The organism is Citrobacter amalonaticus Y19 (assembly GCF_000981805.1).
In the GTDB taxonomy this organism is placed as follows: Bacteria; Pseudomonadota; Gammaproteobacteria; order Enterobacterales; family Enterobacteriaceae; genus Citrobacter_A; species Citrobacter_A amalonaticus_C.
In genome coordinates this window covers 5,142,141-5,155,778 of the sequence record NZ_CP011132.1, presented here as the reverse complement: position 1 = coordinate 5,155,778, position 13,638 = coordinate 5,142,141, and the positions used below count along the sequence as shown (strand labels likewise).

The following is a 13,638-nucleotide window of genomic DNA, read 5'->3' as shown; positions in this document are numbered from 1 at the left end:
CAAACGCTTATTAACGTAAGTGTCGCTTCGCCTCCTGACGGACCCGGTGCAGAACGCGATGCTTTATCTCGCGGTATGAGGGGTGTTCGGCAAGGGTTTCGATATCCCGTTCCCGGCCAAAAGGCAGACGGATCTCGTCGACAATTTTCCCCGGTTTTGCTGACATGATCAGAATGCGGTCTGCCAGAAAGAGCGCCTCCTCCACGTCGTGGGTGACAAACAGTAACGTGGTGCCCGTGGACAGCCAGGCCTCACGCAATAACTCTTGCATCATCAGTCGGGTTTGCGCATCCAGCGCACCAAAGGGTTCATCAAGCAGCAGTACTTCCGGGCCAGGAAGCCAGGCGCGGGCCAGCGCCACGCGCTGCTTCATACCACCAGAAAGCTGCCAGGGCGCATGATGTTCAAAACCTTTTAACCCTACACGTTCCAGCCATGTCTGCGCCTGGGCGTTGGTTTCGTCTTTACGATGTTTGCCCAACCGAGGGCCAAAGGTGACGTTTTCCAGCACGGAGAGCCACGGGAAAAGATTGGGCTGCTGGAAGATCATTCCGCGATCCGGACCGGGTTGTTTTACCGTTTTTCCCCCCGCAACCACCCGTCCCCGATCTGGTCGATTAAATCCGGCGACCAGGTTCAGGATGGTCGATTTCCCACAGCCAGATGGCCCAAGCAGTACCACAAACTCACCGCTGTTTAGCGACAGATTAATGTCTTCCAGCACCGTAAACGGCTGCGGTTTTGCCGCAAAGGAGAGCGAGACATTTTCCAGGGTAATCGTACTCATTATTCTTTCCCCGCCCAGGGCACAGTCAGACGCTGTAGCCCCAGCAGCAACAGATCCAGCAAGTAACCAATACCGCCCAGAAGCAAAATACCCAGCATGACGATATCCGTGCGTAAATAGGAGCTGGCGTTGATCACCATCCAGCCCAGACCAGAACTGGCGGCGACCATCTCTGCAGCAATCAGCGATGTCCAGCCAATACCAATAGAAAGCCTGACGGTCGTGAAGAGATCCGGTAACGCGTCGGGTAACACCACGCGCATAAAGATTTGCCTGCGTGAAGCGCCGAGCGTTTGTGCCACGCGAATCCGCGAACGCCCAATACGTTCAACGGCCGCCGACGCCCCGACCACCACGCTCAAAAACGTGGCGATAAAAATCAGGAAGAATTTTGATGCTTCGCCAATTCCCAGCCAGACGACAGCCAGCGGGATGAGAGCGATTTTCGGCAGAGGACGCAGAAACTGCACAAAGGGGTTAAGCACTGCCGCCAGACCGTCCGACAGCCCCATCAGCAGACCCAGCGGGATACCGATGAGTATCGCGACGGAAAACGCACTGAGGGCACGCGCCAGGCTTACCGCAATATGCTCCCAGAGCGGTACCTGACGGTAGCCATCCGCCAGCAGCTCTTCGGTAGTCAGGCCGATGTCGGTGAGCGACGGCAGCAGCAGGGGGTCGACCCACTGCCGCGTCGCCGCCACCTGCCAGACGATAAAGAAAATCGCCACCGACAACACGCTGATGGCGATATGCTGACTTAATCTCATTGCGCCGCCACCGCCGCATCACGAATGTAGCGGGACTCAATCGCCGTATCCCAGTTAGCCGGAATATCACGCTTGCGTATTTCACCGATACTGGCGAGGAAACCTGACGTTTTCGTTAACGCTTTACCAATACCACTGTCAGTGGTTTGGGTGCCGTTCCCCAGCCAGTCAGCGGTTCCTTGCTGGGCCAGCGTGGGATATTCCAGACCGCCCAGGGTATTGGCGGCGGTGGTGACTGGCGCCCCCACCTCTTTGGCGACAATCCCGGCGGCACGCTCTGGATCGTTTTTGAATTCATCCACTTTCTGCTGATGCACACGCAGGAAAGCGGTCACCGCTTCCGGATACTGTTCGGCAAAGGCTTTACGCACGACATAGTTGTTGTAAATCAGATAGCCATCTTTTTGCAGATCTTTGGTCGCAAAAACCTGATGCCCGCCCGAGGCCTCCAGTTCCTGAGCAAACGGCGCCCAGACATAACCAGCATCAATATCACCACGTTTCCAGGCCGCCACCATCTCCGCCGGGCGCAGCGGCAGCAGCGTGATTTTGCTGCGATCCAGCTTGTTCACGCGGATTGCGGCTTCGAGAGCGTATTGTGCCGTCGAGTTTGGCGGATACGCCACGCGCTTGCCTTCGATGTCATTGATTTTCACAATGCCGTCTTTGCCGATCAGTCGCTCATAGCTGGCAATAACCCCTGAAACGCCAATAATCTCGACCGGTAATTTACGCACAATACCTGCCGTCGCCGGACTGGAACCGAAATTAGCGATATCAATCGCATTGCTGGCAAAATAATTAAGCGCATCGGCGCCAGAGGCAAATTGCACCCATTTAACTTTACTGTTTAACGCTTTATCCAGAGAACCGTCGGCTTTTGCCAGCATTAATACCTGAGAGCCGCCGCTATATGCCACTCGCACCTCCGTTGGCGTATCAGCAAAGCTCATATTTGCCCACAGGCTACCCGCGGCGATGAATAAACCGAGACTTTTTTTCATTTTATTTATCCTTTGATGAAACCGATTATTTCGTCCGATATCGAATCGGACCGCTTATCTCTTTATTTGCCATAACTGCGAACATCGCTCTGCCAGTGCCTGAGCCGGGTCATACGTCAAAGGGTGGAACGGCGTATTGACAGCCTCAAGCGCGACAGGCACTTCAGTACAGGCCAGCACCAGCTTTTGCGCCCCACGCTCAAACAGGGCGTCAGCCTGTCGCGCCAGCAACGTCCCCCCTTCAACCAGCGCGCCACGTTTGACGGCATAACAACCTGGTACGAACCACTGCGTCAGTTCCTCTGCAGTTGGCTCCAGCGCCTCAATGCCCTGCGCAGCCAGCCTCTGCTGATACCAGCCCGCCTCCAGCGTGCCTTTTGTCGCGATAATGCCCACTCGTGAAGGTTTGTCAGCAGACTGCGCTATTGCCTCCAGCGTGGCGTCAACGATATGCAGAATGGGCGCGTCGCTCGCTTCACTGAGCGCGTCATACCAGTGGTGTGCCGTATTACAAGGGAGCGCAATATGGCTTGCTCCCGCCTGATTTAGCATCCTGATACCGTATAGCAGTTGGGGAAGCGGTGACGGTCCCGTTCCCGCCAACGCGTGCTGGCGATCCGCGATTTGCGGCACATTCCAGACAACCATGGGGATCTGCTGCTGGTCGCATTGTGCAGGCGTGGCGTCAAGCAGTCGGCGCTGGAAATCCAGCGTCGCCAGCGGTCCCATTCCGCCCAGTACGCCAAGCAGGAAGGGCTTAGCCATGTTCCAGCACCTGCCGGTAACCAAACAGCCCCGCCGATCCCCCGGTATGGATAAAGACAATGTTCTCATCCCGGCGGAAATGACCTTTCCGAATCAGGTCAATCAGCCCAGCCATCCCTTTTGCGGAGTAAACGGGATCAAGCAAAATACCTTCATGGCGAGCCAGCAACGTCAGCGCCTCCAGTGTCCCTTCCGTCGGCAAGCCGTACCCTTCGCCAACATAATCACTGTTCGCCACTACCGCGTGACGCGACAACTCACCCGGTACGCCAAGCCGTTCCAGCGTGCGGGAAGCCAGATTCCACACGTTTTCTTCCTGTTTTGCTTTAGGCGCACGTACGCTGATGCCCAGCACGGGAATATGGCTGTTGGTCGCGGTAAAACCGGCGACTAATCCGGCTTGCGTGCCGGTACTGCCCGTAGCATGAACGACGTGATCAATACGCAGTCGGCGTTCGGATGACTGATACAACAGCTCTTCCGCACAGGCGACATAACCCAGTGCCCCCGTCGGGTTCGAACCGCCTCCCGGAATGACATACGGGTTGTACCCTTGTTCACGCAACGTTGCAGCGTACTCTTCCATCGCCTGCTGCATATCCGTGCCGCCTGGCAGGTGAGCAACTATCTCTCCTCCCAGCAGGTTATCGAGTAACACGTTGCCCGAACGCTGATAATCTTCGCCAAAATCCGTCACCCGTTTTTCCAACAGCGCTTTCGCTTTTAGCCCAAGCCTTGCGGCACCTGCGATTGTCTGACGGACATGGTTTGACTGCGTCGCCCCCTGGGTGATGACCACATCCGCTTTTTTCTCCAGTGCATCTGCCAAAAGGAATTCCAGCTTGCGGGTTTTATTCCCGCCGCTGGCCAGGCCAGTCGCGTCGTCGCGTTTAATCCATATTTTTGGTCCGCCTAATAATTCGCTTAAATTATTCAGCGGCTCCAGTGGCGTTGGAAAATGGCCAAGAGAAACTCTTGGAAAACGAGCCAGATGCATAAGTGCTCCTTGCTATTAAGGATTTTAAAAAGTGAAATTCACTATACACATCTGCTAAAGATGGCTAATCAAAAAGAATAAATAACGATTACTGAAAAATGAATAAGTAGGGAAAAAGGAGTAATAGCGGTAGTGTATATTCTATTGCGGAATGACTTACGGCAAAAAAGAATAACCCCTTCGCAGGGAAGGGGTTATCAGAAACAATTACTGCGCGGGTTTCTTTTTAGCGGCGCGCTTTGCTTTTGTCGCTGCCGCTATTTTTTGCGTTTTCTCAGAAGGCTTTTTCGCTTTTCTATCGCCTTTTTTCTCAGCCGCGGGCTTAGCCCCGGCCTTGCCTTTCTTCTCGCCACGGAAAGCGCTGTCAGGCTCAAAGTTCGCTTTTTTGCCGACCTGACGACGACGTCCGGTTTTTTTACCCGCATCGCCTTTTTTCGCTCTTTCGCGCGCCGTTTTACCTTCGTTACGCGGCGCACGTTCGCTGGAGATCAGGCTGAAGTCGATCTTGCGCTCATCCATATTGACCGCTTCCACGCGCACTTCCACGCGATCGCCAAGACGGTAAGTCTGGCCGCTGGATTCGCCGGTCAGACGCTGCCCTACCTGGTCAAAACGGTAGTAGTCGTTATCAAGCGAGGAAACATGCACCAGACCATCAATGAACAGCTCGTCCAGACGCACAAAGAAGCCAAAGCCGGTGACGCTGGCAATCACACCTTTAAAGACATTGCCGACCTGATCCAGCATGAAGTCGCACTTCAGCCAGTCAGCGACGTCACGGGTTGCTTCATCCGCACGACGTTCGGTCATCGAACAGTGCTGGCCCAGTTGCAACATCTCTTCCATCGAATAGTGGTAACCGCCCGTCTCGGTGGTGTTGCCCTTATGGCCCTGCTCTTTCGCCAACAGATACTTAATGGCGCGGTGCAGCGAGAGATCCGGGTAACGACGGATTGGCGACGTAAAGTGCGCATATTGTTGCAACGCCAGGCCGAAGTGACCGCGGTTTTCCGGATCGTAAATCGCCTGCTTCATTGAGCGCAGCAGCATCGTTTGCAGCATTTCGGCATCGGGACGATCGGCAACCGATTCCAGCAATTCCGCATAGTCACGCGGTTCCGGTTTGTTACCGCCCGGCAGCTCCAGCCCCAGTTCCGCCAGAACGGAACGGAAGGAGGTGATCGCCTCGGTGGTCGGCTTGTCGTGAATACGGAACAGCGCAGGCTCCTGGGCCTTCTCAACGAAACGCGCCGCCGAGATGTTCGCCAGAATCATGCACTCTTCAATCAGCTTGTGCGCATCGTTACGCTGGGTCTGCTCAATTCGCTCAATACGGCGTTCCGCGTTGAAAATGAACTTCGCTTCTTCACTTTCAAACGAGATACCGCCACGTTCTTCGCGGGCTTTATCCAGCACTTTGTAGAGGTTGTGCAGCTCTTCGATATGCTTAACCAGCGGCGCATACTGCTCGCGCAGATCCTGATCACCCTGCAACATATGCCAGACCTTGGTATAGGTCAGACGCGCATGCGAGCTCATCACCGCTTCGTAGAATCTATACCCTGTCAGACGGCCTTTGGTCGACACTGTCATTTCGCAGACCATGCACAGGCGGTCAACCTGCGGGTTCAGTGAGCACAGGCCGTTGGAGAGCACTTCCGGCAGCATCGGTACTACCTGCGACGGGAAGTACACGGACGTCCCGCGATTACGCGCTTCCTGGTCCAGCGGCGTCGGTGGACGCACGTAATAACTCACGTCGGCAATCGCCACCCACAAACGCCAGCCGCCGCCGCGTTTCTTCTCGCAATAGACCGCATCGTCAAAGTCGCGGGCATCTTCGCCGTCGATGGTGACCAGCGGCAAATCGCGTAAATCCACACGACCGACTTTTGCCTCTTCAGGCACCTCTTCTTTCAGACCGGCAACCTGTTTTTCAACGGCGGCAGGCCAGATGTACGGGATTTCATGGGTGCGTAGCGCCATATCGACAGCCATGCCGGTCCCCATGTTATCGCCCAGCACTTCGACGATTTTACCTACCGCTTTGGTACGGCGCGTCGGACGCTGGGTGAGTTCAACCACCACCACAAAGCCCATGCGGGCGCCCATCACCTCATCCGGTGGGATCAGGATATCGAAGCTCAGACGACTGTCATCCGGAACGACAAAACCCACACCCGCGTCGGTGAAGTAACGACCGACAATCTGGCTGGTTTTCGGCACCAGCACGCGCACGATACGCGCTTCGCGGCGACCTTTACGATCCGCACCCAACGGTTGCGCCAACACCTGATCGCCATGGATACAGGTTTTCATCTGCTCGCTGGAAAGATATAAATCGTCTTTACGTCCTTCGACACGCAGAAAGCCGTAGCCATCACGGTGGCCAATAACGGTACCTTTCAGCAGATCGAGACGTTCCGGCAGCGCATAGCACTGGCGACGGGTGAAGACCAGTTGTCCGTCACGCTCCATCGCGCGCAGACGACGGCGCAGGGCTTCCTGCTGCTCTTCGCCTTCAATGTTCAGTTCCGCAGCCAGCTCATCGCGGTTGGCTGGTTTTTCACGTTTTGTTAAATGTTCGAGGATAAATTCCCGGCTTGGGATAGGATTTTCGTACTTTTCAGCTTCGCGTTCCTGGAAAGGATCTTGTGACATTGAGGTTCCTCCATTGTCAGCTCCGGTGGAATTCCGTCATCTTTCACGCCATCTCTTTGTCGGCTGCCTTTGCTCTCTCCAGTCACTTACTTTTGTAAGCTCCTGGGGATTCGCTCAGTGGCCGCCGCGATACGACGCGAAACACGTTGGACTTCATTATTCCACCAGCAATAATTTATAAAGCGGTTGATTCTCTTCAACCAAATCGGCAAGCGTGTAGTTATCCAGTTCCGTAAGAAAACTTTGCACGGCCTTAGAAAGTGCCTGTTTAAGTCTACAGGCAGGGGTAATGTGGCAAAACTCGCTGCTACAGTTCACCAACGACAGCGGTTCGAGCTCGCGCACGACATCGCCGATCCGAATGGTATTCGCGGCTTTGCCTAAGCGGATCCCACCATTTTTCCCCCGAATTGCAGTCACAAAGCCCGCCCGGCTAAGTTGATTGATTATTTTGACCATATGATTACGGGAAACGCCATAGACGTCCGTCACTTCCGAAATACTGGTCATGCGACCCTCCGGGAGCGATGCCATATAGATTAGCGCTCGTAGTCCGTAATCGGTGAAACTCGTTAACTGCACATCAACCTCAGGGAAAAGGGGAAACGGGATACATCTTATTTATATTGATGATAAACCAGCCACTAGCCAGGCCGCTAATTTATTTCAGTTCGGGAAGGAAAAAGCGAGGGTTTAACGCACGATTAAGCCGGATGGCAACGCTTTGCGTTTTATCCGGCCCACTACACTCTGTAGACCTGATAAGCGCAGCACCCTCAGGCACTGCGCCACGAACCAAAATTATGCGTCGAACGGGTCACGCAGAATCATGGTCTCAGTACGATCCGGGCCGGTAGAGATAATATCAATCGGCACACCGGTCAGTTCTTCGATACGCTTAATGTAGTTCAGCGCTGCCTGTGGCAAACCGCTACGCGTTTTCACGCCGAAGGTGGATTCAGACCAGCCCGGCATGGTTTCATAAATCGGCTCGATACCTTCCCAATCGTCAGCCGCCAGCGGTGTCGTGGTCACTTCACGGCCATCCGGCATACGATAAGCGACACAGATTTTCACCTCTTTCAAACCGTCCAGTACGTCCAGTTTGGTCAGGCAGAAGCCCGACAGGGAGTTGATCTGTACCGCACGACGCACAGCAACGGAGTCCAGCCAGCCGGTACGACGACGACGACCGGTAGTGGCGCCATATTCATTACCTTGCTTGCACAGGAACTCACCGACATCATCAAACAGCTCAGTCGGGAACGGACCCGCGCCCACACGAGTGGAGTAAGCTTTGATGATACCCAGAACGTAATCCACATAACGCGGCCCCAGGCCTGAGCCGGTCGCTACGCCACCCGCAGTGGTGTTAGAGGAGGTTACGTACGGATAGGTACCGTGGTCGACATCCAGCAACGTACCCTGCGCACCTTCGAACATGACGAAATCGCCACGCTTGCGCGCCTGGTCTAGCAGATCGGAAACATCAACCACCATTGAAGTCAGGATGTCGGCAACCGCCATCACATCATCCAGCACTGTCTGGTAGTCAACTGCGTCAACTTTGTAGAAGTTAACCAGCTGGAAGTTGTGATATTCCATCACTTCTTTCAGTTTTTCAGCGAAGGTGGCTTTGTCGAACAGATCACCAACGCGCAGACCGCGACGTGCGACTTTGTCTTCGTAAGCCGGCCCGATACCACGACCAGTAGTGCCGATCGCTTTCGCGCCACGTGCTTTCTCACGCGCGTTATCCAGCGCGACGTGGTAGTCCAGAATCAGCGGGCATGCTTCAGACAGCAGCAGACGCTCGCGAACAGGGACGCCACGATCTTCCAGTCCTTTCATCTCTTTCATCAGCGCAGCCGGAGACAGCACAACACCGTTACCGATGATGCTGATGACGTTCTCGCGGAGAATACCTGATGGAATAAGATGGAGGACGGTTTTTTCACCGTTGATTACGAGAGTATGGCCTGCGTTGTGACCGCCCTGGTAGCGTACAACATATTTAGCCCGTTCAGTCAGAAGATCGACGATCTTTCCTTTACCTTCGTCACCCCATTGGGTGCCCAGTACGACGACGTTGTTACCCATTTTTCAAAATCACCGTTTGCTTAAAAATGGATTCTACCATCGCTTTTTCAGATATACAGCACTTTTTGCATGCAAAAATCAGCTAATTTCGCACACTTTTTGATCAGCCAATCGTTTTCCTCAACATGTAGTAGACCACAACGCCCGCAACCACAAGTCCGCCGCCAAAACGACGCAAAGTATTTTCGGGCAACTGCGTCATGGCAGAAATCATCTTCTTCCATGCTCGCGGATAGAGCATCGGGCCTAACCCTTCAAGCACTAACACCAGGGCAAGCGCCAGCCAGATTGTTGAGTTCATTGGACGTCCTTATAAAAAAGAAAACCACCGCATCCCTGAAGATGCTGGTGGTTTTATGCGTCTAACCTAAAACCGTTGGCGCGATATTATCGCGTTGCGGTGCTCGGTGTCTTCATGTAGCGGAAGAAATCGCTGTCCGGGCTCATGATCATGACATCCTGATTGCCTTCGAAGCTCTTCTCGTAAGCGCGCAGGCTACGAATAAAGGCGTAGAAGTCAGGATCCTGGCTGAACGCATCGGCAAACAGTTTCGCCGCTTCAGCATCCCCTTCACCGCGCATGATACGACCCTGACGCTCAGCTTCCGCCAGCGTTTTGGTCACTTCATAGTCGGCTGTCGCGCGCAGTTTTTCCGCTTCTTCCTGACCTTGCGAACGGTGACGACGCGCTACCGCTTCACGCTCAGCGCGCATACGGTTGTAGATCGCTTCAGACACTTCGGTCGGCAGGTTGATCTGCTTGATCCGTACGTCGACAACTTCGATCCCCAGCGCCGCCATACTGTTCGGGTTGATCACCGGCACTTTACCATTGGTTTCTGCGGTCACGCGCTCAGCGGCTTCTGCAATCGCGTTATCCGCAGCCGGCGTCGCCACTTCGTCTTCCGTTCCGGCAGAACCAGAGTTCAGCGCGTCACGAACTTCCAGGGTCAGACGACCACGGGAGTCGGTCACGATGTCTTTCACATCCAGACGACCAATCTCAGAACGCAAACGGTCAGAGAACTTACGTTTCAACAACACTTCGGCCTGAGAAATATCGCCGCCGCCCGTCGCCAGGAAGTAACGGCTGAAATCGCTGATGCGCCACTTGATGTAAGAGTCGACAATCAGGTCTTTCTTCTCTTTGGTGACAAAGCGATCGGCCTGGTTATCCATCGTCTGGATACGCGCGTCGAGCATTTTCACCGACTGAATAAAGGGAACCTTAAAGTGCAGACCTGGCTCATAAATCAACGGTTTTTTGTCAGCATCGCGCACGACACTGCTGAACTGGAACTTAATTCCGCGCTCACCTTCTTTCACCACGAAGATTGAGGTGTACAGCACTACCAGCACGATGATGATAATCGCAATAACTGACTTACGCATCGTTATTCCCCCTGACGCTGGTAGTCGTTACGCTGCGCGTTGGCGCGGCGTTGGTCCATAATATCGCCCTGACTGGTGGACGAGGTGTTGCTTGCTCCGGTGCTGCTGGAAGAAGACGTGGAAGGCAGGCGCAGCAGGTTTGAACCGCTATCGCTCTTTGCCGCTGGCGTGCTCCCGCCTTTCAGCATCTGATCCAATGGCAGAACCATCAGATTGCCACCTTTATCGTTAACCAACACTTTACGGGTATGGCTCAACACTTTTTCCATCGTCTCGATATACAGACGCTCGCGAGTAATCTGCGGTGCGGCTTTATATTCCGGCAGGATCTTAGCAAAGCGCGCCACTTCCCCCTGTGCTTCCAGGATAGTTTGCGTTCTGTAGGCGCGCGCCTCTTCAAGGATACGCTGTGCCTGACCGTTCGCACGCGGCTGAACTTCGTTGGTATACGCTTCTGCTTCACGGATGTACTGCTGTTCGTTCTCACGTGCAGCAATCGCATCGTCAAACGCCGCTTTCACCTCTTCCGGCGGACGCGCAGCCTGGAAGTTGACGTCCAGCAGGGTAATACCCATGTTGTACGGACGAATAGTCTCTTCCAGTTCACGCTGGGTATCGCTACGAATAACGGTACGCCCTTCGGTCAGGATACGGTCCATGGTGTATTTACCGATCACGCCACGCAGTGCGCTGTCGGTCGCCTGACGCAGGCTGTCATCCGCACTGGTCACGCTAAACAGGTATTTCTGCGGATCGGTGATACGGTACTGCACGTTCATCTCAACGCGCACGACGTTCTCATCCGAGGTCAGCATCACACCGGAAGCGGCCAGTTCGCGGACGGCTTCCACGTTCACCGGCGTTACCTCGTCGATAAACGTCGGCTTCCAGTTCAGGCCCGGTTCAACCAGATGGCTGAACTTACCGAAGCGTGTCACCACGCCGCGTTCTGCTTCTTTGATGGTGTAGAAACCGCTTGCCGCCCAAATAATGACGATAGCTGCCGCCGCGATGGTGACAACACGTCCGCCCAGATGCGGACGCGGGCCTTGCGATGAACTTCCGCCGCCAGAGCCGGTACCTTTACCGCCCCCCAGACCACCGAGTTTTTTACTCAGTTTGCGAAAGATGTCATCGAGATCAGGTGGGCCCTGCTCGCGACCACCTTTGTTTCCATTTCCCTCAGAGTTGCCGCCTGGTTTGCTGCTTCCCCACGGGTCGCGGTCTTGTCCGTTATTACCGGGCTGATTCCACGCCATGTTTGTGCTCCATATTTGTTATGCGATGCTATACCTGTGTCTTTTGCGCTACAGATGCGTTGGCTACGTCCCTCAACCCCAGTCACATAGTTGACTATATTCCAGGGGCTTTCAGGACTTGCCGCCTTCCTGTCGCACAAAACCCACAAGGTACAGAGGCGAAAAAATCTTCAGGCCATATCCGTCAGGTCAGACAACATAGTCTTCCAGTGCCGGTTCTTGTTTACAGAGGCGACGCCAGTCAACGATCGGCAGGCGAACTTGCAGACTTACGCTACCGTCATCCTCCATCCACTCTTTTTCTATTGCCTGAAGCTGATAAAAACGGCTTCTCAGGCGCCCTTCCTGCGGCGGCAAACGCAACGTGTGCTGCGCCACCTCGCCGGAAAGTCGCTCCGTCAAAGCCTGAAAAAGCTGTGGTATCCCAACCCCTGTCTGCGCGGAAAGCCAGACACGGATCGGTTTGTTCTCTTCATCCCGGTCGATACGCGGCTCAAAGTCATCCAGCATATCGATCTTGTTCATCACCATCAGGGACGGGATCTCGTGAGCATCGATCTCTTCGAGAACCGTATCCACTGCGTCGATGTTTTCCTGCACACGCACATCTGCGGCATCAACCACATGCAGCAACAGCGTCGCCTGACGCGTTTCCTGGAGGGTCGCTTTAAACGCCGCCACCAGATCGTGCGGAAGATGGCGGATAAACCCAACGGTATCCGCCAGCACGGTTTCCCCGACATCTGCCACGTCAATCCGTCGCAGCGTCGGATCCAGGGTTGCAAACAGTTGATCTGCCGCATAGACCCTGGCTTCGGTTATCTGATTGAAAAGGGTGGATTTTCCGGCGTTGGTATATCCCACCAGCGAGACGGTTGGGACATCCGCCTTAATGCGCGACTGTCGCCCCTGCTCACGTTGCTTTTCAACTTTTTCCAGGCGCGACTGGATCTGCAATATACGGTTTCGCAATAAACGACGGTCGGTTTCGAGCTGGGTTTCACCCGGACCGCGCAAACCAATCCCGCCTTTCTGTCTTTCGAGGTGGGTCCAGCCACGGACAAGACGCGTAGCCAGATGGCGCAACTGCGCCAGCTCAACCTGCAATTTCCCTTCATGGGTACGTGCACGCTGCGCAAAAATATCTAAGATAAGGCCGGTACGGTCGATAACACGACACTCACACAGGCGCTCCAGGTTACGTTCCTGGGCCGGGCTCAATGCATGATCGAATAATACGACGGCAGCGCCTGTCGCTTTTACGGCTTCCGCAATTTCAACGGCTTTACCTTCACCAACAAAGTACTTCGGGTGCGGTGCTTTACGGCTACCGGTAATCACCTGCATTGCTTCGACACCGGCGGAAGAGACCAGAGACTCAAACTCCTGGAGATCTTCCATATCTTTGTCTTGCGAAAAATAGATGTGTACCAGTACCGCCTGCTCACCGGCGTCATAACGGTCAAACAAGCGTCAACCCCTCGATATAGATCAGCGGGGAACGCAGAAATTCTGGCTCCCCGTGTGTAAAACAGTCAAAAACCTTATTCGGTCTCTTCGCTGTCCTGTTGCGCAGTAGAACCCTGCGCGCTGCTACCGTGATGATAGTTACTGCTGGTACCGCCACCGGCATTGTTACTGTGATGAGAAACCGGGCGAGACGGGACAACAGTAGAAATCGCGTGCTTATAAACCATCTGGCTGACCGTGTTTTTCAACAGGATCACAAACTGATCAAAAGACTCGATTTGACCTTGCAGCTTAATACCATTCACCAAATAAATAGAAACTGGAACACGTTCCCGACGCAGTGCGTTCAGGAACGGATCTTGTAAAGATTGCCCCTTAGCCATTCTCTCTTTTCCTTATATGCTTATTTGTACTTTGAATCTTTCGATTCTGA

Annotated in this window: 13 protein-coding genes; all 13 read right to left on the bottom strand. The window is 54.3% G+C overall.

The window, feature by feature from the left end:
* Positions 1 to 10 precede the first annotated feature (10 nt).
* The gene (locus F384_RS24060; protein WP_046494418.1) at positions 11 to 787 is read right to left on the bottom strand and encodes an ABC transporter ATP-binding protein; all 777 of its coding nucleotides are present in this window, start codon (positions 785 to 787) and stop codon (positions 11 to 13) included.
* Positions 787 to 1,557, bottom strand: coding sequence for an ABC transporter permease (locus F384_RS24055; protein ID WP_046494416.1), 771 nt, complete (start codon positions 1,555 to 1,557; stop codon positions 787 to 789). The genes F384_RS24060 and F384_RS24055 overlap by 1 nt, the downstream gene beginning before the upstream one ends.
* Positions 1,554 to 2,561, bottom strand: a complete 1,008-nt coding sequence (locus F384_RS24050; protein ID WP_155404033.1) for a glycine betaine ABC transporter substrate-binding protein — start codon at positions 2,559 to 2,561, stop codon at positions 1,554 to 1,556. Before F384_RS24050 ends, F384_RS24055 begins: the two co-directional genes overlap by 4 nt.
* Positions 2,562 to 2,615: 54 nt before the next feature.
* Positions 2,616 to 3,326, bottom strand: coding sequence for an aspartate/glutamate racemase family protein (locus F384_RS24045; RefSeq protein WP_046494414.1), 711 nt, complete (start codon positions 3,324 to 3,326; stop codon positions 2,616 to 2,618).
* Positions 3,319 to 4,323: a D-cysteine desulfhydrase gene (locus F384_RS24040; protein ID WP_046494412.1), complete on the bottom strand. Its 1,005-nt coding sequence runs from the start codon at positions 4,321 to 4,323 to the stop codon at positions 3,319 to 3,321. Before F384_RS24040 ends, F384_RS24045 begins: the two co-directional genes overlap by 8 nt.
* 207 nt (positions 4,324 to 4,530) lie before the next feature.
* Complete coding sequence (gene rnr, locus F384_RS24035) at positions 4,531 to 6,984, bottom strand: ribonuclease R (protein WP_046494410.1); 2,454 nt, start codon at positions 6,982 to 6,984, stop codon at positions 4,531 to 4,533.
* Positions 6,985 to 7,140: 156 nt separating this feature from the next.
* Entirely contained in the window at positions 7,141 to 7,566 is a 426-nt protein-coding gene (nsrR, locus tag F384_RS24030; protein WP_042321442.1) for a nitric oxide-sensing transcriptional repressor NsrR, read from the bottom strand.
* A gap of 219 nt (positions 7,567 to 7,785) precedes the next feature.
* The gene (locus F384_RS24025) at positions 7,786 to 9,084 is read right to left on the bottom strand and encodes an adenylosuccinate synthase (protein WP_046494408.1); all 1,299 of its coding nucleotides are present in this window, start codon (positions 9,082 to 9,084) and stop codon (positions 7,786 to 7,788) included.
* 103 nt (positions 9,085 to 9,187) lie between these two features.
* Complete coding sequence (locus F384_RS24020) at positions 9,188 to 9,385, bottom strand: DUF2065 domain-containing protein (RefSeq protein WP_046494405.1); 198 nt, start codon at positions 9,383 to 9,385, stop codon at positions 9,188 to 9,190.
* Positions 9,386 to 9,471: 86 nt separating this feature from the next.
* The gene (hflC, locus tag F384_RS24015) at positions 9,472 to 10,476 is read right to left on the bottom strand and encodes a protease modulator HflC (protein ID WP_046494403.1); all 1,005 of its coding nucleotides are present in this window, start codon (positions 10,474 to 10,476) and stop codon (positions 9,472 to 9,474) included.
* A 2-nt stretch (positions 10,477 to 10,478) separates the two neighbouring features.
* Complete coding sequence (hflK, locus tag F384_RS24010; RefSeq protein WP_046494401.1) at positions 10,479 to 11,735, bottom strand: FtsH protease activity modulator HflK; 1,257 nt, start codon at positions 11,733 to 11,735, stop codon at positions 10,479 to 10,481.
* A gap of 189 nt (positions 11,736 to 11,924) precedes the next feature.
* Positions 11,925 to 13,205: a ribosome rescue GTPase HflX gene (gene hflX, locus F384_RS24005; RefSeq protein ID WP_042321426.1), complete on the bottom strand. Its 1,281-nt coding sequence runs from the start codon at positions 13,203 to 13,205 to the stop codon at positions 11,925 to 11,927.
* A gap of 74 nt (positions 13,206 to 13,279) precedes the next feature.
* Complete coding sequence (gene hfq, locus F384_RS24000; RefSeq protein ID WP_046494399.1) at positions 13,280 to 13,588, bottom strand: RNA chaperone Hfq; 309 nt, start codon at positions 13,586 to 13,588, stop codon at positions 13,280 to 13,282.
* Positions 13,589 to 13,638: the final 50 nt, after the last annotated feature.

What these genes read in the sequence shown, in the direction of transcription:
- F384_RS24060 (WP_046494418.1), bottom strand. Translation starts at nt 787, where the DNA reads ATGAGTACGATTACCCTGGAAAATGTCTCGCTCTCCTTTGCGGCAAAA.
- F384_RS24055 (WP_046494416.1), bottom strand. Translation starts at nt 1,557, where the DNA reads ATGAGATTAAGTCAGCATATCGCCATCAGCGTGTTGTCGGTGGCGATT.
- F384_RS24050 (WP_155404033.1), bottom strand. Translation starts at nt 2,561, where the DNA reads ATGAAAAAAAGTCTCGGTTTATTCATCGCCGCGGGTAGCCTGTGGGCA.
- F384_RS24045 (WP_046494414.1), bottom strand. Translation starts at nt 3,326, where the DNA reads ATGGCTAAGCCCTTCCTGCTTGGCGTACTGGGCGGAATGGGACCGCTG.
- F384_RS24040 (WP_046494412.1), bottom strand. Translation starts at nt 4,323, where the DNA reads ATGCATCTGGCTCGTTTTCCAAGAGTTTCTCTTGGCCATTTTCCAACG.
- rnr (WP_046494410.1), bottom strand. Translation starts at nt 6,984, where the DNA reads ATGTCACAAGATCCTTTCCAGGAACGCGAAGCTGAAAAGTACGAAAAT.
- F384_RS24025 (WP_046494408.1), bottom strand. Translation starts at nt 9,084, where the DNA reads ATGGGTAACAACGTCGTCGTACTGGGCACCCAATGGGGTGACGAAGGT.
- F384_RS24020 (WP_046494405.1), bottom strand. Translation starts at nt 9,385, where the DNA reads ATGAACTCAACAATCTGGCTGGCGCTTGCCCTGGTGTTAGTGCTTGAA.
- hflC (WP_046494403.1), bottom strand. Translation starts at nt 10,476, where the DNA reads ATGCGTAAGTCAGTTATTGCGATTATCATCATCGTGCTGGTAGTGCTG.
- hflK (WP_046494401.1), bottom strand. Translation starts at nt 11,735, where the DNA reads ATGGCGTGGAATCAGCCCGGTAATAACGGACAAGACCGCGACCCGTGG.
- hfq (WP_046494399.1), bottom strand. Translation starts at nt 13,588, where the DNA reads ATGGCTAAGGGGCAATCTTTACAAGATCCGTTCCTGAACGCACTGCGT.